Source organism: Microcoleus sp. B3-D2, from assembly GCF_036705345.1.
In the GTDB taxonomy this organism is placed as follows: Bacteria; Cyanobacteriota; Cyanobacteriia; order Cyanobacteriales; family Microcoleaceae; genus Microcoleus.
Map to the genome: position 1 here is coordinate 19,111 of NZ_JAUBUG010000011.1, position 22,519 is coordinate 41,629.

Genomic DNA, 22,519 nt, shown 5'->3' on the forward strand with positions numbered 1-22,519 from the left:
AGAATGGTTCAATCACCTGCCAAACTTCTAAGTGTTGATGAATTTATTGCCAACTTTGGCGACAGCCAGCGTTACGAACTAATCGATGGTGAATTAACCGAAAAGGAACCAACGGGGCCGCACGAACAAGTATCCGCCTTCCTCGGGCGAAAACTCAATGTAGAAATCGATCGTGTGGATCTACCCTACTTTATTCCCCCTCGCTGTCTCATCAAATTATTAGGATCAGCAACAGCGTTTCGCCCCGACGTACTTGTAGTAGATCGAACTCAACTAATTAATGAACCTTTGTGGCAACAAGAACCTGTAATTACATCGGGAAACTCAATTAAACTAATCGCTGAAATCGTCAGCACCAATTGGCAGAACGACTACGCCCGCAAAGTTGAAGATTACGCACTGCTGGGAGTGCCTGAGTATTGGATTGTGGATTATCTGGGCATTGGCGGCAGAGAATATATTGGCAAACCCAAACAGCCGACAATTACGATTTGTATGCTGCGAGAAGATGAGTATCAAAAACAGTTGTTTCAAAAGAGCGATAGACTGATTTCTTCACTCTTCCCAGACTTGCAGTTAACCGCACAACAAATCTTCGGAGCAAGCAGTATTTTAAATTCCTGATTACCAAACGGCGGTAGTTCGAGTAACAGTAAGCTGCGTAGCGTACACCCTACAGAATAACTTCAAAGAGCTTATATGGTGCGGAGCATCAATAAAACTTTAGCGATTATATTATGACTAGCCCTACTGCAACCCTGTTAATTGCCTGTCCCGATCGCAAAGGACTCGTCGCCTTACTTGCCAATTTTATCGCATCCCACAACGGCAATATCATTCACGCGGATCACCATACAGATTTTACCGCCGGATTATTTCTGAGCAGGCTAGAATGGCAATTAGATGATTTTGATTTAACCACCGAACAAATAACACCTGCTTTTAGTGAAATAGCCAAGGATTTACAAGCAAATTGGCAACTGCATTTCTCCCATCAAATTCGGCGGATCGCGGTTTTTGTAAGCCGTCAAGATCATTGTTTATTAGACTTGATTTGGCGACAGCGAGCGCAAGAAATCAGAGGTGAAATACCTTTGATTATTAGCAACCATCAAAATTTAAAGCCTATTGCCGAACAATACGGTATCGACTTTGAGTATATTCCCATTACTAAAGACAATAAAGCTATTCAAGAAGCACAACAGTTAGAAATTATTAAAAAATATAATATTGATTTAGTAGTTTTGGCTAAATATATGCAAATCTTGAGTCAAGACTTTATCAGAAAATTTCCCAATGTGATTAATATTCACCATTCATTTTTACCCGCGTTTGTGGGTGCAAATCCCTACGAAAGGGCTTATGAAAGAGGGGTAAAAATTATCGGTGCAACAGCCCACTATGTTACACCAGATTTAGATGCTGGCCCGATTATCGAACAAGATGTTGTGCGCGTCAGTCACCGCGATGAAGTGTCTGATTTGGTTCGCAAAGGTAAAGATTTAGAAAGAGTTGTGTTAGCAAGAGCCGTGCGATATCATTTACAAAATCGTGTTTTAGTTTATGGCAATCGGACGGTGGTTTTTGCTTAAAAATTAGGCATGAGCTCGATCGGGTTTGTTACTCCTTCGATCGCTCGGTGATTAATATAAATTCCAGTTGCACGAGCCAAGTGCAGCGAATCCCAAAGTTTGCTCCACTGGACATTTTTCATGACTTGTGACGCGGTTAAGATTTTCCGTTGCCGTCTTGTTGCGATCGCCCTTGGGTCAGTTTTCGCACAGAGCCACTAATACGACGAAGTTTCGGAACTTTACGTTTGTCTGCGGGCCATCCTTCACGCTGCTGGGAGCGATCGCCATCGGTTTCTTCGGTTCGATCGTGCAACAAGATATTCCGCGTGGGATAAGGCAAATCGATGCCGTTTTCGACATATAGCTTTTTTTTAATAGCACAAATTACCTTGTCGCGCGATCGCAGATCGTCAATTCGGCGCGGCGGAGCAATCCACCACCGAACGCGGAGATTGACCGTACTTTCTGCTAGATCCATCGCCAGCACATCGGGTGCAGGAGCTTTCAAAACCTCCTTCAGGCTGTACAGTGCTTCCAGGATTAACTGCTTGGCGTGGTCAATATCGTCGCCGTAACCAATACTAATATCGTATTCCATGCGGCGTTGATCGAAAGCGGTATTCACTGTCACCGTATTCGTAAACAATTCGGCATTAGGAATGACAATCCGCCGACCATCATAAGTTTGGATTGTTGTAGCGCGGGTCTCAATATTTTCTACCGTTCCCTCAAAGTTTTTAAAGACAATTTGGTCATCGATTCGGAACGGTTCCGTCAACAGAATTAGGATACCGGCTAAAAAGTTTTGCAAGATCTCGCGAAATGCAAAACCAATCGCCACCCCGCTAATTCCCAGCAGTTGCACCAAATCCCCAGCTTTCAATGTGGGAATTACAATCGAAAGAGCAATAAACAGACCCACTAGAACGATCGTACCCTGCGCCAACCGTCCTAACACCAGCCCCAAATTTCGAGCTTGGTGGTGGTTGCGGGTAACTCGCCTGACCACTCTCTTAATTTGCCTACCCACAAAGTAAAAAATTGCAAAGACAATTAATGCCAGCACAATATTGGGCAGCATGATCATAAAGCTGTCGATCATGCTCTGAATCTTTTTCCAGACTATGGATATCTCTGCCTTCATGAAGTTTCCTCGCGAATCAGCCGTTGTCGATAGTAGTAAAATTTAGCTCGATTAAGTTCTATCTAAAGGCTGTAGATTGCTACGACGCGAGGCCGATTTTTTGGCAGGTTTCAAAATTTTGAATGCGGATTATAGGTTGGGATATAGTACAGTTACATCGATTAGTAAACTTCCTGTAGGCGCGGAATAATAAAGAAGCCGATGAATTAATGCCGCTTAATTGCAGGAAAAACAAAAACAAGGAATCGCTGACTAAATCCCACCTGCCGATGGTAATCGCCATGCCGACACTTCCTGAATTTTTAACTCCTAATTCCCAAAGGGCGGTAAATCGAGTAACTGATTTTTAGAAGGTGGAAGCTGGGCGGGTTTTTTGCCTGGGGCGGAAGTTTGGCGGATTTCCAGAGCAGTTTCGCCAGGATTTGCAGTGCGAGTAGGTACTATCTCCAAAGAATATACTGTCTCGGTTTTTGCAGGGGCAGGATTTTGGGCTTTCGTGAGCAAGTCAACGGCATCTCCGAGGGCGCTAGTTAAATTTTTGCTAGTTTCAGCGTGGCGGGCTTCTTCTTGTTTGAGGGCTTGAGTGAGTTGTTTTACTTGTTCGATCGCCCGATCGCGCTCTTCGAGAACTTCTGCTAACTTAGCTTTAAGTTCGGCTACTGTTTGCAGTTGTGCGATTTCCTGCTGGCGAGCAACTCCAGCATCGTCGCCTTCGGACACAATGGGGGAAAAATTTTGTAATTGCTCTATTTGTGCTTCCAGAGAAGCGATGGTTTGCTGAGTTAATTTAGCATCATTCCGCCGCTGTTCGGCTTCGGTATTGTAGAGTTGTCGCCACTGAGCCGCACTTTCACCGGCCTCATCGCGATCGCGCGAAACTTCTGTTAACTGCTGTTGCAGCCGCTTGATTTCATCTAACCATTGTCTGACATCCTGAGCCATAATATTGATTTTAGATTTTAGATTTTAGATTTTAGATTGGGGAATGGGGAATTGGCAATTGGGAATTGGCAATTGCGAGTTGATAATGGCTTAATTAATTAACGACTTGTGTTACCTCATCTTTCGCCCCGTTGCCTGTGCGCTATGAACATTTTTTACTCGTTGCGCTACCTGATTTTAGCTTTGTTTAAGGCGCTTTTAAGCTTGCTTAGAGCTCTCAAACGGAAATTCGGGGGTTTTTGGCTGTTTTGTCGGTGTTTGACTTGGGGTACGCTCAAGGAAGTCGGGGCGAAGGCGGGAGAGCAGCGCTTGCCTGGGCTGTCTGCGGAAATGGCCTACAATTCTATGCTGGCGCTGTTTCCGGGGCTGTTGGCTATGTTATCTGCGATCGCCCTCTTTGAACCTTTGCAGTCAACACTGTATCAAATCGCCCGTCTTTTGGGCGAAGTTATACCCGATGACGTGCGGAATTTGATTGGTCGCTTAATCAAAGAAATTCTCTTAACTCGGAGTAAAGGGCTGTTTTCGGTGAGCTTTCTTGGGGCGATTTGGATATTTTCTGGAGTAATGAGCGCGGCGATGGCTGCACTCGATCGCATCCATGAAATCCCGAGCGATCGAACTAGACCATTTTGGAAAGCCAAACTTATTTCTCTGGCGCTGAGTATCGGTACAATAGTGCTGTTAATTCTAGCATCGGGAGTAGTATTTGTCAGCGACTTAATTGTACAAGCTATTGCCCGCCAGAGTTGCCTGCTGGAGTCGGTAGCCAATTGCGATTTAAAAGATGTCCAAAATTGCTTGCTCCTCGCCGGAAATTGCCCTTTGGAGTCGCAACTGTTAGGTGCTTGGCGGCTGTGGCGGTGGCCGATTTCTTTGGGAATTGTATCGCTGGCTTTTGCTTTTGTTTACCGCTACGGGCCTAGCCGCCGTCAACCAGATATTCCTATTTTGTCGGGAGCTGTTTTTGCTGCTATTTTGTGGGCGCTATTTTCAGCTTTATTTCGGTTTTATGTTTTGCATTTGGGCAATTTCACGTGGACTTTCGGCACAATCGGAAGTTTTATTGTGTTGCTGCTGTGGCTGGATATTTCTTCTTTGGTGATGCTGATAGGCGCTCAGTTGAATGTGACAGTGGGAAAGGCTATGAAACAAGCAAAATTAAAATAATTTGTTAATTTTGAATTGTTAATTGTTATTTGCCGGATGCTGGCTTACCTACGGAGTAAAGTGCTGAGAATGCCCGCAACAAAAGAAAGAAAAATCAGTATCCAAATGACACCACCGGGAATGAATGTCAATAGGCCAACACCTCTGAGAATCCAAACTAGGAGGGTGAAGCCCAGGATAGTCAAAAAGATGCGGGTAGATAGTCGCATTTGAAATCTAGGAGAATTAGTCATGTTGAATGTTAAAGTTTTGTCTGGATCAATGATAGCTGCTTTGCTGGCGATCGGCAGTTACCTCACTTTAATTTCGGTTCCGGGTTCCGCTGTTGCGCCTGGGGCTACAAATGTCCTGGGAGAAGCGGCAAATGCTGCTCAAAAAACACCCGCTGCAAGTTTAACAATTTCCGATCGCGGAATTGGAGCGGCGAAGGTGGGAATGACTTTCGGACAATTGAAAAAGGCTCTGGGTTCCACAGCACAGTTTAAGGTACAGTCTCCTTTTATGGTAGACTTTGATGCTGTGGCTGTCAGCCAGTCGGGAAAAGTGCAATATTGGATTATTTATGCTGCGGGTACAAAGCTAAAAGATTCGGATGTCATTGAACTTTTGATGACTGATAATTCTAATTATAAAACTGTTCAGGGCGTCGGGCCGGGAATGACTCTGAAACAAGCTGAGGCCATTTACGGCAAGGCTACTTTATCTTATAACGTGGATAATGAGATGAGAGAAGGGGTTGTATTTGCTAAGCAACCCACTAGAAACATTATGTTTGTTCCCAAGGCTGAAGGCAAACAATTTGGGGGAGTTTATGGCGCTGGTCAAGGGGGATTTTTTCAGACTAATAAGTATCAGCCGAATGCTGTAATTAAGTCTGTGATGGTGCGGCAGTAGCCTTCGCATCATCCCCAGAAACCGGGTTTCTTCCGAGATATCTCGCCATCCAACCTAAATTATCAGAGAAACCCGGTTTCTTAGCCTAAAATTATGGAGTACCTGTAGTTACATCCAAATACTCTTGATTGTCAAGATAAGTTTTAATATTCTCCAGTATTTGACGTAGGTATTCTATGACTTCCTCCTTAATCTCTAAAAGTTCCTCAATAGTCTGATCTCGCCCCACTTCCTCAAAAGACTTAATCCCGTGCGCTAAGTCATTCCTGTTGCGTTTAATAACTACAAGGTTTTGCCCGTTCTTTGTCTTAGCAAAGTCTGTTTGATATGAAAAACCGTATTTTTCGGCTATTTCTTTAATCAACCTAGCATCCACATTCCCTGAAAATAGTTCTTCGCGTTCAAATGTAGCTGTGATGATGTCTATAGATATTTGGTTGATTTGTAAATGAATTTTCTTAGGAGAACGGTTTTTAAGATTTTGAAGAACAATCATTTTGATTTCTGGTTTGAGTTGATCGAAGGATATCGCTTGATTTTTAAACTCATCAAATATGGCTTCAATGGCATTTCGCATTGTGGATTCAACTAAGTTATACAATAACAAAAAGCCATTGGCTTTTAGAGTATTTGCCAACTCAGGATTAAGACTTTGTATTTGATATTGTCCAGCACTATCGGCGACAGCTAACTTAGTGGTTTGTTTGATTAAGCCATGTAAAAAGATGAAGTAATCATCTACCTCTTGAGCGCGTGTATTGAAATCTAAGAGTACAGTATTCATCTTTAGCCTAGCAGTCGATCGCGGACATATTCAATGCGTGAAACTACTTTATTTTTAGAACTGCTAGCATCAGATTTTGTGAGATCCTTAAATTGTTGTGAATTGAGCAATTCTGTTGACTTTGGCTCAAGATTGCTGGTTTTTCTCAAAGCAAGAGCAACGCCGACAGCCAGAGACTCGAATTTAATCCGAGTTGTTGTTCTCGCGCCATTTTTACCTTGGCGAAATCCTTGAGGAAAATATTTTTCTACAAAATTTAGCATTGACTCGAATTCTGCCCGCATTTTTTCGCGCTCGAATTTCGGATCTGCATTTACTTGCTTCAGATACTCATCAAGGAATATGTTTATGTTACTATTAAAATTATCATAGTTATTTAAAAATGAAAAAAAACGCAACACAAATTCTTGCGGTTCGCGGCTGCGAATAGCAGACTCAGAAAAAGCGCATAATTTGCGGAACTTGTCATGTTTCGATAGTTCCTCAATCAGTTCGAGAAACTGGCCGGGCAGTATGCCTCTGCGCTTTTCCATCTCGTTTAGATCGATGCTACCTGTATTAATGCGTTCAAATATATCTCTTCGCACTTCCTCATTTGTACCTTCAGTTAGTTGAATCATCCGAAGTGTAGTGCGGTTGAAGCGCCTCTGACGGGCAAGGGGCAAATCAGCAAATTTAAATCCATTTAAACTCTGTATTTTCTTTAATTCTGTCAAGGTTAATTCGTTATTAATAAATCTAGTTATAGTCCGAATGCGTTGTGTACCATCTATTATTTCTAAACGGGGTTCATCGTTTTCGTCATCATATATCTCAGCAACAAAAATAGAAGGTATTGGCAGACCTAAAATTATAGATTCAATAAATTTTGACTGCCGTGCTTCATCCCAAGCCATGTCACTTTGGTAGTCGGGGATAAACAACTCATTGGTATCATCATCCTTTCCTTCCATATATTTTTGAACGAGTATTTCGACTGGATACTGTTTGGTATCGTAATTAACTAGCTGCTGCTTGTCGCGGATTTCGGCTTCAGCAGCATCAACCTTTTTGTGTTGCTCGGTAATTTCTAGTTTCGATCGCATATTATTAAATAATAATCGGATATTGCGGAGTGAATAGACTTATCGGTACTATGATTTTACCATAAAAATTTGGGACTTACTTCGTAAAAGCGATCGCACTTATCAAAAAAAGTGCGATCGCAAATGTTTAGTTAACTGAAATCGGCGCGAAAATTACCATTTATAACGCGCTGGTGACGGGATTGGAAGGGCGGCCCAACGCCGATAAACGGTGACTGTCCCCACTGCGATCGAACACAACCTCAAACTTGACGTGAGGTATAGTTTGTTGCAAAAACTGAAAATGCCCGTCTGCATCTGAACGACTGCGGAAGCGGGCAACAATAATCCATTGCTGAGTGGGTAAAAGACGGGCGATCGCCCGCAATCCCATCCGCCTCCATCCGCCTCCATCCGCCTACATTTGCGGTCAAAAAAAGAACCACCGCCTCAAAAAAATAAGGTGGGCCGCAGCCCACCCTACTCAAATTATTTCGCAGTCACCAACTGAGCCGGCAGCCGCTTAAACGCCAACCTTTCATTCTCGATATCCACAAAAATGGTATCGCCGTCAGCAAAATCTCCCCGCAAAATACCCTTCGCCATTTGCGTTTCCAACTCGCGTTGAATTCCCCGCTTCAGAGGCCGCGCACCGTAAACCGGATCGTAACCAATTTCTGCTAAGAAGTCGATCGCAGATTCCGACAATTTCAGAGACATTTTGCGCTCGGCTAACCGTTTTTCCAAGCGCTTAACTTGCAACAGCACAATCTGCCGCAGTTCGGTCTTACTCAAACCGTGGAAGATAATCATCTCATCAATCCGGTTTAAGAATTCCGGGCGGAAAGTTCCCCGCATGGCTTCCATCACCCGACTCCGCATTTGTTCGTTATCTCCGGCCACATCTAAGATGTATTGAGAGCCGACATTCGATGTCATAATAATCACAGAATTCTTAAAGTCTACCGTGTGACCTTGAGCATCGGTAACGCGGCCGTCATCCAGAATTTGCAGCATGATGTTGAATACATCCGGGTGCGCTTTCTCGATTTCATCGAATAGAATCACGGAGTAAGGACGGCGGCGCACAGCCTCCGTTAATTGTCCACCTTCATCGTAGCCGACGTATCCCGGAGGCGCGCCAATTAACCGCGAAACCGCGTGTTTTTCCATGTATTCCGACATATCAATTCGCACGATCGCTTCTTCGGTGTCGAACAGATAAGCCGCTAATGCTTTCGCCAACTCAGTTTTACCAACACCCGTGGGGCCGAGGAAGATAAAACTCGCAACCGGACGATTGGGATCGGCTAAACCTGCGCGCGATCGCTGAATTGCATCTGCAACCGCAGTCACCGCTTCATCCTGTCCAATTACCCGCTTGTGCAGTTCATCTTCCAAGTGCAGAAGTTTCTGCATTTCCGATTCAACCAACTTGCTGATCGGAATTCCCGTCCACTTGGAAATAATCTCGGCAATGTCGGATTCGGTGACTTCTTCCCGCAGCAGAGTTTGACCTGTGGTTTGAGTTGCTGAAAGTTGAGCTTCTGCTTCTTGCAGTTGTTTTTGCAATTGGGTTAAAGTGCCGTATTTCAACTCAGCAGCGCGGTTCAAGTCGTATTTTAGCTCTGCTTGTTGAATTTCAATGTTAACTTTGTCTATCTGTTCTTTAATCTTTTGAATGCTGCCGATGACACCTTTTTCCGATTGCCACTGGGCATTCAAAGCGCTTTGCTGTTCCTTGAGGTTTGCTAAGTCTTTTTCCAGTCTTTCCAAACGGTCAATCGAAGCAGAGTTACTTTCTTTTTGCAGCGACAGTCTTTCCATTTCTAGCTGCAAAATCCTGCGGTCGATTTCGTCTAGTTCTTCCGGCTTGGAGGTAATCTCCATTTTGAGTTTAGCGGCTGCTTCGTCCACTAAGTCAATGGCTTTGTCTGGAAGGAAGCGATCGCTAATATATCGAGTAGACAAAGTAGCCGCCGCCACTAGGGCGCTGTCAGAAATTTTAACGCCGTGGTGAACTTCGTACCGTTCTTTCAAGCCCCGCAAAATCGAGACAGTATCTTCAACTGTCGGTTGGTCAACATAAACTTGTTGAAAACGGCGTTCTAGTGCCGCATCTTTTTCGAGGTACTTGCGGTATTCGTCGAGAGTTGTAGCGCCGATACAGCGCAATTCTCCCCTCGCTAACATGGGTTTAAGTAAGTTGCCGGCATCCATCGAGCCTTGAGTTGCGCCGGCACCGACAACGGTGTGAATTTCATCGATAAATAAGATGACTTTGCCGTTGCTGTCGGTCACTTCTTTGAGCACTGCTTTCAAGCGTTCTTCAAATTCTCCCCGGAATTTTGCGCCGGCAATTAACGCGCCCATATCTAAGCTAATTAATTGTCTGTCTTTGAGAGATTGCGGCACATCTCCGGTGATAATTCGCTGGGCGAGTCCTTCGGCGATCGCAGTTTTGCCGACTCCCGGTTCCCCAATCAATACCGGATTATTTTTGGTGCGACGGCTCAAAATTTGAATCGTGCGGCGGATTTCGTCATCCCGTCCGATTACCGGATCGAGTTTGCCTTGACGCGCGGCTTCAGTCAAATCTCGGCCGTATTTTTCCAGCGCTTCGTATTTGCCTTCTGGATTTTGATCGGTCACTTTGTTCTTCCCCCGGACTTGGGTAATGATATCTTTGAGCTTGGCTTCATCTAGTTTAAATTCTTGTAGTAGATTTTTGCCGAAACGATCGTCCTTAACGTAACCTAGTATCAAATGCTCGATCGAAATAAATTCATCGCCGTAGTCTTTGCGATAAGTTTCGGCGCGATCGAGCAAAGTGTCGAGAGAACGACCTAGATAAACGTTGCCGCCGCTTCCTGAGATTTTCGGCTGACGACTGATAAACTCATCAGTGCGATCGCGCAACTTTGCTACAGAAACTCCCGCTTTGTTAAATAAGCTGCTAGCGAGCCCCGATTCTTGTTCCAGCAAAGCTTTCATCAAATGTTCGCTTTCTAGCTGCTGCTGCTGGGCTGCTTTGACGATTTCGGGGGTGCGGGCGAGGGCTTCCCAGGCTTTTTCGGTAAATTGGTTTGGATTATTTGGTTGCATAAATTTTAATTCCCTGCCTTAAAAATGATGGCTGCTGTAGGGGCAATTGCTCGATCGCCCGTACAATTGTCATTGTAGGGAGTTGCCGAGGGCGATCGGATCGGTGTTCCCCTATCTTGAGATAGGTATTTCCGTCCTGTGTAGCAGTCCCTCGCAGGGAAAAGCAAACTGTCGCGCCTAAAAGTTGCACTCTTGGATAGGAGCAACTCTCACATTAAAAATTCTTTCTAGTGCCACTTGAAAAAACAGCACATTTTTAAACGGTCTCCTGCGGAAAATGGAGAAACACTCATGTAAATAGGAGAGAGGACTTGAGCAGCGTCAGAGTCCTATAGCTAAACCCAAAGCGTTATTGTTTTACTAATCAATAACAGCCGCTATAACTCTCACAACTGGAAAATATAGCCATGAAAATTTTACCTTTAATTTCGTTAGGAATTATAGCAAGTGCGGCGATCGCACTAGCCCCTGAAGCTTTGGCAAATACCTGGCGTGCCGCACACAGGATGTCTGGTTTTTCCGCCGACAGCAATTACTACTTGTATCTAGAAAGTTCCAGAGATACAGGAGCGGGAATTCCCAAAGCAGAATTGCAAATTGTTCAAGTTGCTGCCAATTCCTGCATCAAAAATGGGTGTATCGAAACTAAATATGGCGAACCCGACTCCAATAAAAGCACTAAAATGGCAGAAGATGACTTGCTTAAAAAAAGTTGGAATAGCAGGCAAACTTTGAAGTTAACTCCTCCTCAAGCTGGAACTAAACTGAACATTATTTCTCGTACTCCCGGAGCCAATGGAAGCGAGACAGTCGCCGTCAAAGTCAATACAGCAAAGCCTTTACAAATTCGCCTGGAACAGCGGCAAAAAAATGCTTCTGCTGGCAAAGAAAGCGCGGCAATGCGTCTTGTAATTAATCATAACGGTCGGCAGCGTGTCCTCGGATCGCTGAACAATTTTCAAGATTGGGTGTTCTCTTATTCAATCCGAGAAGTTCGTTTGTCTCCGAACGGGCGCAATGTCGTTGTCCTGGTGGACAAGACAGAACGCACTTTTGAGGGAGTCTTGAAAACTACTGTTGTACAAGGCTTTGTTCTTTAGGCTTGCTATATTCCCACGTTTTGACCTGGGAATTATCAAAACTTACAATGATTGTTGGCCAATTTTAATCATGTTCCCTGAGCAAAAGTAATTTCACAAATGACCACTTTACTATCTCTAAACCGAGATGAAATCTTCTGAACCGATGAGATTGGGAGCAACACCTATCAAAGAAGCTAAAACTTCACCGCTGCTGGCTATTGTAATTAATGTGCCGTCAGTTCCCGGCGAAATTGATAGCTGTCCGAAGGTCAAGCCATTGATTAATTGCACGGTATCTTGAGAGTTGGCGAAATCAGCGATCGTATCAACTCCCAATCCGGCACCTAAAACAAATACATCGTTTCCCAAACCGCCGACTAGAATATCGTTTCCCAAACCGCTGTTGAGAGTGTCAAAACCTTTGCCGCCATACAGGATATCGCTGCCGTCGCCCCCGACCAGGATATCATTGCCCCGCAAACCGATGAGTACGTCATTCCCTTCCACAGCGTTGATGATATCGTTGCCGCTGGTGCCAAACAGGATGTCGTGGCCGGAAGTACCGTTGATGTTGTTATTAGGAGGGTTATTGCCTGGAGTGTTGCCTATGTCAGAAACAAAGACATCGAAGGTATTGTTAGTATCTCCCGGCACGAGGTTGGAAGCCTCTGAATCAAACGCTACTCTGTGCCCATCTGCAGAGATGGAGGGGTCGAAGGAGTCATTGTTTCCCTGATTGCCTGCTGCATCTACTGACACGCGGGTGGTGGTATTGGTGAGCGTGTCCCGCACGAAGATGTCTGTCTTTTCGTTAGTATCCCCCGGCACAAGGTTGGTGGCATCAGATCCAAACGCCACAACCCGCCCGTTGGCCGAGAGGGACAGGTCGAAAGAGGCACCGAGAGCCTGATTACCTGCTGAATCTACTGACACGCGGGTGGTGGTATTGGTGAGCGTGTCCCGCACGAAGATGTCTGTCTTTTCGTTAGTATCCCCCGGCACAAGGTTGGTGGCATCTGAATTAAACGCCACAAACCGACCGTCGCGTGAGATGGAAGGGGTGCCGGAGCCACCGTTCGCCTGATTGTCTGCTGAATCTACTGACAAGCGGGTGGTGGTATTGGTGAGCGTGTCCCGCACAAAGATGTCGTAGGTGTCGTTAGTATCCCCCGGCACGAGGTTGGAGGAATATGAATGAAACGCTACAAACCGCCCGTCGGCTGAGATGGAGGGGCTGAAAGACCCGCTGATTGAGATGCTGCCTATGGATACGGAGGTATCGTTCCCCTGATTGCCTGCTGAGTCTACAGAGACGCGGGTGGTGGTATTGGTGAGCGTGTCCCGCACGAAGATGTCGTAGGTTTCGTTAGTATCCCCCGGCACGAAGTCGGCGGAAGCTGAATAAAACGCCACAAACCTCCCGTCGGCAGAGATGGAGGGGAAGGCGGAACCCTTGTACAGCTCATTGTCCGCCTGATTGCCTGCCTGATCTACAGAGACGCGGGTGGTCGTATTGGTAAGCGTGTCCCGCACGAAGATGTCAGAGTTATCGTTAGTATCCCCCGGCACGAGGTTGGTGGCATCTGAATGAAACGCCACAAACCTCCCGTCGGTTGAGATGGAGGGGCGGAAGGAGTCTGCATTCGCCTGATTGCCTGCCTGATCTACAGAGACGCGGGTGATGGTATTGGTGAGCGTGTCCCGCACGAAGATGTCCCGGCTACGGTTAGTATCCCCCGGCACGAGATTGGTGGCATAAGACTCAAATGCCACAAACCGCCCGTCGGGCGAAATGGAAGGATAGGAGAAGGAGAATGGGCTTTGATTGCCCTGATTGCCTGCTGAGTCAACTGAGACGCGAGTAATATTCATAAGCCCTGATATTTCAATAGTCTGGATGTTTTTATTTCGTAGTCTGAAACCCTCGATTTTCCGTTGGTAGCTCGATCGCCTTGAAGTCTTGAAACCCTTATATTACGGTTGGCAATCAAAAATTGTCCGAAGTATTGATATTGAAGAGTACAACTTTGGAGATGGGTTTTGCGATCGCACGGCAATTGGGGCTATTTACACTTGATGGCCTAACCGCCTTGGCGGTTGCTATATCAATAGATTTTAAAATTTCCCTCTTCCTTCCTCGCTCTTTCTTTGTCCTTGAACATCTGCCCCCTGACTATTGACTAATGCTCAATCATTAATACGTATATCCGTGTCAAAATCCATATTTTGCCAGACTTCATGCCTGCATTACCACCCGTTCCGGGAGACTGACAATAAAAGTTGAACCCTTACCGTCTTCACTTTCGACGCTAATTTCGCCGCCGAGAATTTGACACAAACGCTGGCTAATTGTCAATCCCAAACCCGTGCCTCCGTACTTGCGGGTAGTCGAGGCATCAGCTTGAATAAAAGGTTTAAATATCTGCTCTAATTGCTCGTTTGTCATGCCGATGCCGGTGTCGCTGACTCTAAAAATTAACACTTGAGAACTGTAGTTTGAACCCGAGTAAAAATCATTATTTTTATTTTGTTTCGCCGGTCTTGATTTTTCAATTATAATTCTTTCGACGCCGATAGTAATGACGCCTTTTTCGGTAAATTTGGCAGCATTGCTGAGCAAATTGAGAAGAATTTGCCGCACTTTCGGTTGGTCGGCGTACATTGTGCCGAGTTCGCCTTTGGTTTTCAGTGCTAAAGCATTGCCTTTTTTCTCTACTAGCGGTTGAGCCGTAGTCATCACTTCTTCAATCATGGTCGCCACGTCGAAGTTTTCTAAATAAAGGGTGACGTGACCTGCTTCTATTTTGGAAATATCGAGGATGTCGCTAATCATATCCAACAGGTGTTTGCCTGCGGTTTGAATTTTTTCTAAGTCGGGGAGAAAATCTTCGGAACCGGAATCTTGAGCATCTTCTTGCAGCATTTCGCTGTAGTTGATGATGGCATTGAGGGGGGTGCGGAGTTCGTGGCTCATGTTGGCGAGAAATGCACTTTTCGAGCGGTTGGCAGCTTCGGCTGCTACTTTTGCTTCGTGCAAGTCTTCTGTATATTCTGCTACGCGCTGAATGAGTTCGTTGAGCGAAACTGCCAGCATTCCCACTTCGTCGGAAGTAGTGACGGGTACTTGCAAATCAAAGTTTGATTCTTCGGTAACTCGCTGGGCGATGAGGGTGGTGGCTTCTAAGGGGCGGGCGATCGCCCGGCTGGTGTATGCTGCAAGTAGGGCTGCGATACCGGCGGATACCGCTAGAGAGCAAACCAGAATCAGAGTTCCAAGTTTTTCTGCTTCCTCGTAGGTTCTAAATGCCTCATCTGCTTTCTCGCGAAAGTTGCCTGCCAGTTTGGCTGAATCCTCGGAAAACTCTTTGAGTTTCAAAGCAGTTTCGCCCGCCACAAAATTGTTCAAGTTCTGCCTCAATGCCTGCTGCTGCTTCGGATTCAAAGCAGATAATTTCGCAGTAGCCAACATTTTTTGTACTTGTTGAAAGTATGATTCTACGGTTTTGCCGTTGACTTGAGCGAACTGTTGAAGCTGTTGGTAGTCTTTGGCAATCTCGGGATTCTTCGTCTGCGACGGGGTTTGCAGTTGTTCGAGGATGCCGCTCATCTGAGCAACGCGAGTCAGGAATTCCGAGCGTTGGCGATCGAAAATTTGCGGTTTGGCCGTCAGACTCGCCAGCTCTTGCTGCTGAATTCTGACTTCCTGCACCGTGTTATTGAGGTTTGTCAGGATTTCCGCTTTCTCTCGGTCGATCGCTAGTTTTTCTCTAACTTGCTGTTTGTGATAGGATTCTACTCCCCGTCCCGCCACAGCACCTAAAACGGCAATACCAAGGACCAAGGCGTATCCGCAGCCGATTTTCTGCCTGATACCTAAGCGGCCCAACAGACTTTTCACGCCTATTTGAGGAGGGTTCTGCAGTTGATTTTTCAAAGCTAAGGTTAAAGACATGGGCAATGTACTCGTCACCTTTGAGAGGCACCATCTATATTCTAATTGATGCCTGCCTGAGGGTAAATAAAGTTCTGGCTTCAAGTCAGGTTTCGGCAGTTGTGGGGTCTTTGCAGGGTTCCACAGCTCGATCGGCTTGACACTTTGGAGGAGTTATGCGTAACAAGTTATAGCAGAAGGAATAAGGCTCTTCGGCTGCCTTCGGCTCCCTTCCCTTCGGCGATACGAGCGGGCAAGTCGCTCAGAGTAAAAAAAGCAAGAAGGAAGAAGCAGTCAAAGGCATGGTTTCAGTCATTAAGGACGTACTCACCGTCGGGCGTGGTTGCGATATAAGTCGCGAGTTATAAGTTGCAAGTTATGAGTTAGATTTCTGATTGAAAACTCTACTCTACTCGCAACCCACAACTCTCTCGCTGTTCCCCTACTGGCAAAGTCGAAATTGTGATATCTCCGCAGGAATTCTTGAAGCATTAGGTACGTTTGCAGAGGCAGGAACGAAGATTCCCAGGCCGTAACTGCAACCCTCTGCAGTCGTGCATTCGCCCGGTTTAGCACTGATTTGATATTCGCCTTGGGATGGGGGAGTAAAAGAGATTGACGCCAGTTCGCCTGTTTTTTGACTGACAGCGACTTCCTGACCGCTTGCATCCTTGAGAGCTAGGTTTAAATCCTGGCAATTTCCGTCGCAAGTGGCAACAAAAACATACTCCACATTAGGATGCAACGTCGCTCTAAAAGGAGATGAAACTTGCTTGCGAACCTGGCCCAGCAACGGCACAAATACTAATTTTTGACCGTTGCCTTTCCGCTGGTCAACTTCTGTTTTCAAGCGACAAATAACCGTTTTTTGGTTGTCGGTCAGTTCTTGAGCAATCGCATTTCCTACAATTGCAGTACCGAGGATCAGCGCAAGACCGGAAATAACCAGATGTTTGAAATTCATTGATGTCCCTTAAAGTTAATTTTGGGTGATTGCAATAGACCGCTTTTGTCAGCAATCTATTAGTTTATCTGGAGCCTATCACATTTGTTGACTTTTCCGAAAAAACAGGTCGGAGAAAAGTGCGATCGAACTCATGTCTGGTTTGAGATGAATCTGGCGTCAGCTATCGCCGAAACTCCACAGATTGCAGACCGTAGGAGCAGAACCTCGTCCTGATTGTATTGTAGTGACATACTCCCGACGCCTATCTGAGTACAGATAAGGCACGGGCTTCGCAACCAATCCGGCTATTGCTTAGGAGGCGTTGCGCTTTAAGGACTGGATGACCCTCAGCCCTGCTTCTGATGTTGATTGCTGCATTATGGTCGCGGTCGAGACTGCACCCACAGTGAGGACAGTCATGCCAACGAATATGCAGTTTTTTAGGTACTTTCTCACCACAGGTGGAGCAATCTTGTGAGGTGTTATGGGCACTTACTGGAACTACTAGCAAACCAGCATTTACGGCTTTGTTTGTCAGTATCAACAGGAAGCTTGACCACCCAGCATCCAACACAGATTTAGCCAACCTTGTACGAGCAAGTCCTTTTACGTTTAAATCTTCATGAGCGATTACGTCATATTTCGACAGCAAATGATTAGCGGTATTGAAATGGAAATCTTTTCGCTTGTCTGCAACTTTCTTGTGTTGCTTCCCAAGTTGTTTGACGGCTTTCTGTCTACGGTTGCTTCCCTTTTTACGACGCGATACTCGTTTTTGAAGAACCCGCAAGCGCTTTTGAGCTTTCCGGTAGTGCTGAGGAATAGAAACCGTCTCACCGTCGGAAGTTGTCAATAACTCCTTTAAACCAACATCAATCCCGGTAATTTTATCCGGATTAAAGTCTGGTTTAATTTCAGGAACGGTTTTGTCTTCTAAGGAAAGAGTCAAATAGTAACCATCAGCTTTCTTAGTGACAGATGCAGTTTTAATTTTGAATCCGCCAGGAATAGGACGATGCAAGACAACCTTAACTTTTCCGAACATCGGCAAGGCAATCTGATTACCTTGCAAACATCCTTCTTTTATCTGAGGATAGGTGAAAGTGCGATAACGATTACGCGCTTTAAACCGAGGCTTACCACTTCGTTTCCCGTTGCTATCACCCTTGAGAAATCTGTCAAACGTTACTTTGACTCGCTTGACTACATCTTGGAGGACTTGAGAATAAATCTCGCTGTACCAAGGATGGGTTTTTTTTAGTTGTGGTAGCGTCTTTTTTTGAGAGTAATAGTCTGGGTTGTCGCGCAGTTCGGGTAGATGGCAAACCAAAGGGCAAGCGTTAACAGGAGAACGGTTTTGCTCAAACCAATTACCTCTATCAGCCAACAAGTAATTGTACTGAGCGCACAACATTGACAACCACTTGTCAATTTCAATGACTTGCTGTTTTGTTGGACGTAATCGGTATTGGTAAGCGGTTCTCATGGTTGCCCTCCTTGAGTCCTATGTTAGCATTATTGTGTTCGCATTGACAACACAACATGAAAAACAAAAACCTTCATATTCGACTATCCGAGAAAAGGATTAATAAACTTAGGGCTGTAGCTAGCGCTATAGAAAAAACTATCACTCAGATGGTAGAAGAGTGGATTGATCGTCTATCCAATACATCTATTGATTGACTTCGTACCTAGGTCAATCCGCCTATTTATCCCGACGCCAATTTGAGTACAAATATAGCGAGGGGCTTCCGGCGAAGAAAGCTAAATTAGGACGATCGCCATCAGTATCTAGAAACCTGGTTTCTGGGCGGATGCCTCGCAGCTCAACCTACGATTTATAGTAGAGACCGGGTTTAACAAGACCTGAATCTGTCCAAGACTGTAAATCTCTGATACAGGTTCCCAGATTCCCTGTCAACAACATAATACAAATTTAAAAAAGTCTTGCTACCATCCTCAATCTTATACCAATTATTAAAAGTCAAAGCTAACCGTAAGGACACGGCAATGCCGTGTCGCTACTCAAAATCCCGCCGTTAAATCCCTCCTACAATCCATTGCCTAACTTCCTTCTTCCGATCATTTATCACTCTTCCGAAATTTCCACGCAGGAACAAACTTGGAATCTCCCCAAACGCCGCGGCGATTTTTCTTAGCTTCGGCTTCCGCTTGTTCCAGAACACTGGCACTGGGACAGTTTTTCAAGTAAGGACGGTAAACCATTGCTAATCCTTCGCGGGTCAAAACTTCTTGGGCAAATGTGCCGTTTGGCAAACGAACTTCGCTAACTTTGCGGCCGTAGCGGTCAGTATCGGTGACGGTCAAGACAACGCGACCCCCCCCTTTTTTGACGAGCTGCTGCATTCTTTGGTGCGCTAAATTGCCCCACTTAAATTGATTTTTTAGTGCTGATGCTTTGCTATTTTTCTCAGCATTTGTGTGCGCGACTTCCGGTGCATCTACACAGGCAAAACGCACTTTGATATCTTTTCCGGCGCTATCGCTGGCGACAAGGGTGTCGCCGTCGCTGACTCGCTTGACAGCATAGTTGTTGGGCGCTAACTTTTGCGGACACCCGAATAGTAGCAATAGCAGAGCAACTGCACTTAAGGTTTTGATTGTTGGGAAAAGGGTGATTTTTGTCGGGCTCATATTTCTCTGTTTTATTTAGTTTCCATCCAATTTTGCCCAGCGTGGATGTCAACTATCAGCGGTACGCTAAGTGGCAGAGCATTTTCCATCGCAGTTCTAATTTTAGGTTGCAATTCTTCCCATTCATGGGGAGGTACTTCAAAGATTAATTCATCGTGAACTTGCAGCAGCAGCCGCGCCTGATAGTTTTGCAAAATTTTGTGTACTTCAATCATGGCAAGTTTAATGATATCAGCACTAGAGCCTTGAATGGGAGCGTTGGCTGCGGCCCGCAAAGATTGGGCGTCATCTCTGCTGACAGATTTAAGTCTATCCGAGTGAATGTCTTGGGGATTGCGGCCTTTTAAGTCGAGGAGGCTTTCGCTCTCGAATTTTAAATAGCGGCGGCGGCCTAGAATTGTGGTAACGTATCCCAGGGCGATCGCCTCTTTTTTTACTTTCTCCAAAAATTCAAAAACCTTAATGTAACGCTCGTTAAATCGCTTAATAAACTCTTTGCCGTCTGCTGAAGTTTTGCCCATCGAGCGCCCAAACTTAATCGCCCCCATACCGTAAATTACCCCAAAATTAATCGTTTTGCCAAACCGTCTTTCGTCCGGGGTTACTTCCTCTTTTTCAAACAGCAGTTGAGCTGTTACGGTATGCACATCTCGGTTATTTTGGTAAGCTTCTATTAACACAGGTTCTTGACTCAAGTGAGCCAAAATTCGCAGTTCAATTTGAGAATAGTCAGCCGACACCATCAGCCAACCTTCTTCCGGCAAAAAAGCCTTGCGAATTTGCCGTGAAAACTCGGTACGGATGGGAATATTTTGTAAATTTGGATTGGAAGAAGAAAGCCTTCCCGTACCAGTTGCAGTTTGGTTGAAATCTGTATGCACTCGCCCGGTCTCCGCACGCACTAACTGCGGCAAAGCATCGACATAAGTTGATTTCAACTTGGATAATGTTCGGTGTTCTAATAAATCGTCTACAATCGGGTGGTCTCCTTGCAATTTATCCAATACAGCGGCGTCTGTAGAGTATCCAGTCTTAGTTTTGCGAGACTTTTTCTGAAACTCATCCGGGATTTTTTCTAACAAGATTTCGCTGAGTTGTTTCGGGGAACCTAAATTAAACTTTCTCCCCGCTGCTTGATAAGTCTTTTCTTCTATTTCTTTTAAGCTCTTTTCTAGCTGTTGCGATAGTTCTTGCAGGTAAGCTGAATCAATGCGAATTCCGCAGAATTCCATTTCTGCTAAAACTGGTTCTAGGGGCTGTTCTACTTCCAGCAGCAACTTGTGCAAAGACTTATCGGCAAAGTTATCTTTATCGGCTTCATCCAATTCTCCTCTAAGTTTACCTACTAACTGAAATGTGGTGTGAACATCCATGCCGCAGTAGTCGGCTACTTCTCGAATGCTAATGTCAGCAATTGTTTTGTTTTTCGGCACTAATTCATTGTAAGTTTTGCCAACAATTTTTAAGTAGTGCCTTGACAATTCGCTGAGGCTGTGGCTGGTTTCGGGATTGAGTACGTAACTGGCTAGCATGGTGTCGAAGACGACTCCGGCTAGTTTGATTCCCTGACAGCGCAGGATCGATCGATCGAACTTAGCATTTTGCAGCGCTTTCGGATAATTCTCGCTTTCCAAAATCGGACGCAAAGCATTTAAAACTGTGGCTTTATCCAAGTTTTTGCCCGTTTTATGTCCCGTGGGAATGTAAGCAACATCCTCTTCGCCTGTTCCCCAACAGCAGCCAATTCCGACTAATTCGGCGTCTCGCGGTTCGATGGCGGTGGTTTCGGTATCCCACGCCACGGGTGAGGCTTTGTCTGTGAAGGTTTGCAGCAGTTGGACTAATTCGTTTAACTGTTCGGTTGTTTGAATAATTCTGGGTTTAATGGGTAATTTGTTTGCTTGCTGGGCGGCTAGGGTTTCTGCAGGACTAAAAAACGACAAGTCGTCGTCTTCTGAACTTTCAGAAGTTGGAGGTGACTTATCTATTGTGGGGTGGGCATCTTGCCCGCCCAAAGCAACAGGCAAGATGCCTGTTCCACTCTCCATTGAATTGATTGTGGGGTGGGTATCTTGCCCGCCCAAAGCAACAGGCAAGATGCCTGTTCCACTCTCCATTGAATTGATTGTGGGGTGGGCATCTTGCCCGCCCTTTGCCAATGGTTCTTCTACACCGCCGAACCGCTTTTGAATTTGTTTAACTTTGCTTAAAAAGGTTTTAAATTCCAATTTTTCCAGCATGGGAATCAAGGCTGATTCGTCAAAACCTATAAGCTGGCAATCTTCTAAGTTGATTTCTAAGGGCACGTCTTGGACAATTGTCGCCATGCGTTGAGAATGATAAGCAGCTTCTTTGCCTTCTTCTAGCTTTTTCTTAGTTGCTCCTTTAATTTCGTCGATGGCTGCATAAATGCCGTCGAGGGAATTGTAAGCTTCCAGCAATTGCAGGGCGGTTTTGTCGCCGATGCCCTTGACTCCGGGGATGTTGTCGGATTTGTCGCCGCACAAAGCTTTGTAATCTATTACTTGTTGGGGCAAAATACCGAGTTTGGCTTTGACTTCTTCCGGGCCGTATTCTTGGGATTTACCTTTGCCCGATCGCCTGAGCTCATCGGTACTCAAATACAATACGCTGATTTGTTTTTCGGTTTCTACTAATTGAAACAAATCTCGATCGCCCGTGAGGATTTTGACCTGATAACCGGCCGCGCTGGCTTTGTTTGCCAAAGTTCCCAAAACATCGTCCGCCTCGTAGCCCGGAGCAGTTATTGCAGGTAAATTCAAATAGGTGAGCAATTCTTGCAGGTTTTTGAGATCCGGCTTAAAATCTTCCGGTGTTTCTGCTCGACCCGCTTTGTAGGTGTCGTCTGCTTCGTGGCGAAATGTGGGTGTGGCGAGGTCAAAGGCGATCGCCATGTACTGGGGGTCGTGGGCCGCCATTACTTCCAGTAGCGACTTGAGAAAGCCAAAACAGACGCTGGTGGGAATGCCCGTCGTAGTTCGCAAACCCCCATCTCGACTTTTGGCAAAGGCGAAGTAGGAGCGAAAGGCCAGGGAGTGACCGTCAACTAAGATGAAGATGGGAGCTTGATTTGCCGACACAGACACAGTTACCGATCGCACGAAAGGATTTTCTCATTGTACTCAGTTGTCAGTCGGCATTGATCGACCGGAAGGATGGCCGAGAGACTTGAGAACGGTTGACAGTTGAGGGGGTCTCGGCTTACTG

Annotated in this window: 17 protein-coding genes; 5 read left to right on the plus strand and 12 right to left on the minus strand. The window is 45.6% G+C overall.

Translation table 11 applies throughout. The annotated features are described in order from the left end of the window. Positions 1 to 3 precede the first annotated feature (3 nt). A complete protein-coding gene (locus QUB14_RS06355; RefSeq protein WP_333216564.1) occupies positions 4 to 624 on the plus strand; it encodes a Uma2 family endonuclease in 621 nt (206 codons plus the stop codon). A 113-nt stretch (positions 625 to 737) separates the two neighbouring features. After that, complete coding sequence (gene purU, locus QUB14_RS06360; protein ID WP_333216562.1) at positions 738 to 1,592, plus strand: formyltetrahydrofolate deformylase; 855 nt, start codon at positions 738 to 740, stop codon at positions 1,590 to 1,592. Positions 1,593 to 1,728: 136 nt separating this feature from the next. Here the strand turns inward: purU and QUB14_RS06365 are convergent, their stop codons facing one another. Further along, positions 1,729 to 2,718, minus strand: coding sequence for a mechanosensitive ion channel family protein (locus QUB14_RS06365; RefSeq protein WP_333297120.1), 990 nt, complete (start codon positions 2,716 to 2,718; stop codon positions 1,729 to 1,731). Between the two features lie 309 nt (positions 2,719 to 3,027). Further along, the gene (locus tag QUB14_RS06370; protein WP_333216558.1) at positions 3,028 to 3,660 is read right to left on the minus strand and encodes a hypothetical protein; all 633 of its coding nucleotides are present in this window, start codon (positions 3,658 to 3,660) and stop codon (positions 3,028 to 3,030) included. Between the two features lie 144 nt (positions 3,661 to 3,804). On the opposite strand from QUB14_RS06370, the gene QUB14_RS06375 reads away from it, so the two are divergent. Then, the gene (locus QUB14_RS06375) at positions 3,805 to 4,830 is read left to right on the plus strand and encodes a YihY/virulence factor BrkB family protein (protein ID WP_333216557.1); all 1,026 of its coding nucleotides are present in this window, start codon (positions 3,805 to 3,807) and stop codon (positions 4,828 to 4,830) included. 231 nt (positions 4,831 to 5,061) lie between these two features. Next, positions 5,062 to 5,724 (plus strand): hypothetical protein, encoded by a 663-nt coding sequence (locus QUB14_RS06380; RefSeq protein ID WP_333216555.1) that lies wholly within the window; start codon positions 5,062 to 5,064, stop codon positions 5,722 to 5,724. 91 nt (positions 5,725 to 5,815) lie between these two features. Here QUB14_RS06380 and QUB14_RS06385 read toward each other — a convergent pair whose 3' ends face one another. The 4 genes from QUB14_RS06385 to clpB all read right to left on the minus strand — a co-directional run bounded on the left by QUB14_RS06385 (position 5,816) and on the right by clpB (position 10,677). Further along, positions 5,816 to 6,508 (minus strand): MAE_28990/MAE_18760 family HEPN-like nuclease, encoded by a 693-nt coding sequence (locus QUB14_RS06385; protein ID WP_333216553.1) that lies wholly within the window; start codon positions 6,506 to 6,508, stop codon positions 5,816 to 5,818. Between the two features lie 2 nt (positions 6,509 to 6,510). Next, complete coding sequence (locus QUB14_RS06390) at positions 6,511 to 7,593, minus strand: DUF262 domain-containing protein (protein WP_333216551.1); 1,083 nt, start codon at positions 7,591 to 7,593, stop codon at positions 6,511 to 6,513. A gap of 160 nt (positions 7,594 to 7,753) precedes the next feature. After that, positions 7,754 to 7,966, minus strand: a complete 213-nt coding sequence (locus QUB14_RS06395) for a hypothetical protein (RefSeq protein ID WP_333216549.1) — start codon at positions 7,964 to 7,966, stop codon at positions 7,754 to 7,756. Positions 7,967 to 8,061: 95 nt separating this feature from the next. After that, on the minus strand, positions 8,062 to 10,677 hold the full coding sequence (gene clpB, locus QUB14_RS06400) for an ATP-dependent chaperone ClpB (protein WP_333216547.1): 2,616 nt from the start codon (positions 10,675 to 10,677) through the stop codon (positions 8,062 to 8,064). 407 nt (positions 10,678 to 11,084) lie between these two features. On the opposite strand from clpB, the gene QUB14_RS06405 reads away from it, so the two are divergent. Further along, the gene (locus tag QUB14_RS06405) at positions 11,085 to 11,777 is read left to right on the plus strand and encodes a DUF2259 domain-containing protein (RefSeq protein ID WP_333216545.1); all 693 of its coding nucleotides are present in this window, start codon (positions 11,085 to 11,087) and stop codon (positions 11,775 to 11,777) included. Between the two features lie 117 nt (positions 11,778 to 11,894). On the opposite strand, the gene QUB14_RS06410 is transcribed toward QUB14_RS06405, so the two are convergent. The 6 genes from QUB14_RS06410 to polA all read right to left on the minus strand — a co-directional run bounded on the left by QUB14_RS06410 (position 11,895) and on the right by polA (position 22,413). Beyond that, a complete protein-coding gene (locus QUB14_RS06410) occupies positions 11,895 to 13,532 on the minus strand; it encodes a calcium-binding protein (RefSeq protein ID WP_333216543.1) in 1,638 nt (545 codons plus the stop codon). Between the two features lie 463 nt (positions 13,533 to 13,995). After that, the gene (locus tag QUB14_RS06415; RefSeq protein WP_333216541.1) at positions 13,996 to 15,711 is read right to left on the minus strand and encodes an ATP-binding protein; all 1,716 of its coding nucleotides are present in this window, start codon (positions 15,709 to 15,711) and stop codon (positions 13,996 to 13,998) included. Positions 15,712 to 16,132: 421 nt separating this feature from the next. Beyond that, positions 16,133 to 16,654: a hypothetical protein gene (locus QUB14_RS06420; protein ID WP_333216539.1), complete on the minus strand. Its 522-nt coding sequence runs from the start codon at positions 16,652 to 16,654 to the stop codon at positions 16,133 to 16,135. 244 nt (positions 16,655 to 16,898) lie between these two features. Next, positions 16,899 to 18,122, minus strand: a complete 1,224-nt coding sequence (locus QUB14_RS06425; protein WP_333216538.1) for a transposase — start codon at positions 18,120 to 18,122, stop codon at positions 16,899 to 16,901. A 596-nt stretch (positions 18,123 to 18,718) separates the two neighbouring features. Beyond that, on the minus strand, positions 18,719 to 19,291 hold the full coding sequence (locus QUB14_RS06430; protein WP_333216536.1) for a thermonuclease family protein: 573 nt from the start codon (positions 19,289 to 19,291) through the stop codon (positions 18,719 to 18,721). An 11-nt stretch (positions 19,292 to 19,302) separates the two neighbouring features. Then, positions 19,303 to 22,413, minus strand: a complete 3,111-nt coding sequence (gene polA / locus QUB14_RS06435) for a DNA polymerase I (RefSeq protein ID WP_333216534.1) — start codon at positions 22,411 to 22,413, stop codon at positions 19,303 to 19,305. Between the last annotated feature and the right edge of the window lie 106 nt (positions 22,414 to 22,519).

What these genes read in the sequence shown, in the direction of transcription:
- QUB14_RS06390 (WP_333216551.1), bottom strand. Translation starts at nt 7,593, where the DNA reads ATGCGATCGAAACTAGAAATTACCGAGCAACACAAAAAGGTTGATGCT.
- clpB (WP_333216547.1), bottom strand. Translation starts at nt 10,677, where the DNA reads ATGCAACCAAATAATCCAAACCAATTTACCGAAAAAGCCTGGGAAGCC.
- QUB14_RS06370 (WP_333216558.1), bottom strand. Translation starts at nt 3,660, where the DNA reads ATGGCTCAGGATGTCAGACAATGGTTAGATGAAATCAAGCGGCTGCAA.
- QUB14_RS06365 (WP_333297120.1), bottom strand. Translation starts at nt 2,718, where the DNA reads ATGAAGGCAGAGATATCCATAGTCTGGAAAAAGATTCAGAGCATGATC.
- QUB14_RS06380 (WP_333216555.1), top strand. Translation starts at nt 5,062, where the DNA reads ATGTTGAATGTTAAAGTTTTGTCTGGATCAATGATAGCTGCTTTGCTG.
- QUB14_RS06420 (WP_333216539.1), bottom strand. Translation starts at nt 16,654, where the DNA reads ATGAATTTCAAACATCTGGTTATTTCCGGTCTTGCGCTGATCCTCGGT.
- QUB14_RS06375 (WP_333216557.1), top strand. Translation starts at nt 3,805, where the DNA reads ATGAACATTTTTTACTCGTTGCGCTACCTGATTTTAGCTTTGTTTAAG.
- QUB14_RS06430 (WP_333216536.1), bottom strand. Translation starts at nt 19,291, where the DNA reads ATGAGCCCGACAAAAATCACCCTTTTCCCAACAATCAAAACCTTAAGT.
- purU (WP_333216562.1), top strand. Translation starts at nt 738, where the DNA reads ATGACTAGCCCTACTGCAACCCTGTTAATTGCCTGTCCCGATCGCAAA.
- QUB14_RS06395 (WP_333216549.1), bottom strand. Translation starts at nt 7,966, where the DNA reads ATGGGATTGCGGGCGATCGCCCGTCTTTTACCCACTCAGCAATGGATT.
- QUB14_RS06425 (WP_333216538.1), bottom strand. Translation starts at nt 18,122, where the DNA reads ATGAGAACCGCTTACCAATACCGATTACGTCCAACAAAACAGCAAGTC.
- QUB14_RS06405 (WP_333216545.1), top strand. Translation starts at nt 11,085, where the DNA reads ATGAAAATTTTACCTTTAATTTCGTTAGGAATTATAGCAAGTGCGGCG.
- QUB14_RS06385 (WP_333216553.1), bottom strand. Translation starts at nt 6,508, where the DNA reads ATGAATACTGTACTCTTAGATTTCAATACACGCGCTCAAGAGGTAGAT.
- QUB14_RS06415 (WP_333216541.1), bottom strand. Translation starts at nt 15,711, where the DNA reads ATGTCTTTAACCTTAGCTTTGAAAAATCAACTGCAGAACCCTCCTCAA.
- QUB14_RS06355 (WP_333216564.1), top strand. Translation starts at nt 4, where the DNA reads ATGGTTCAATCACCTGCCAAACTTCTAAGTGTTGATGAATTTATTGCC.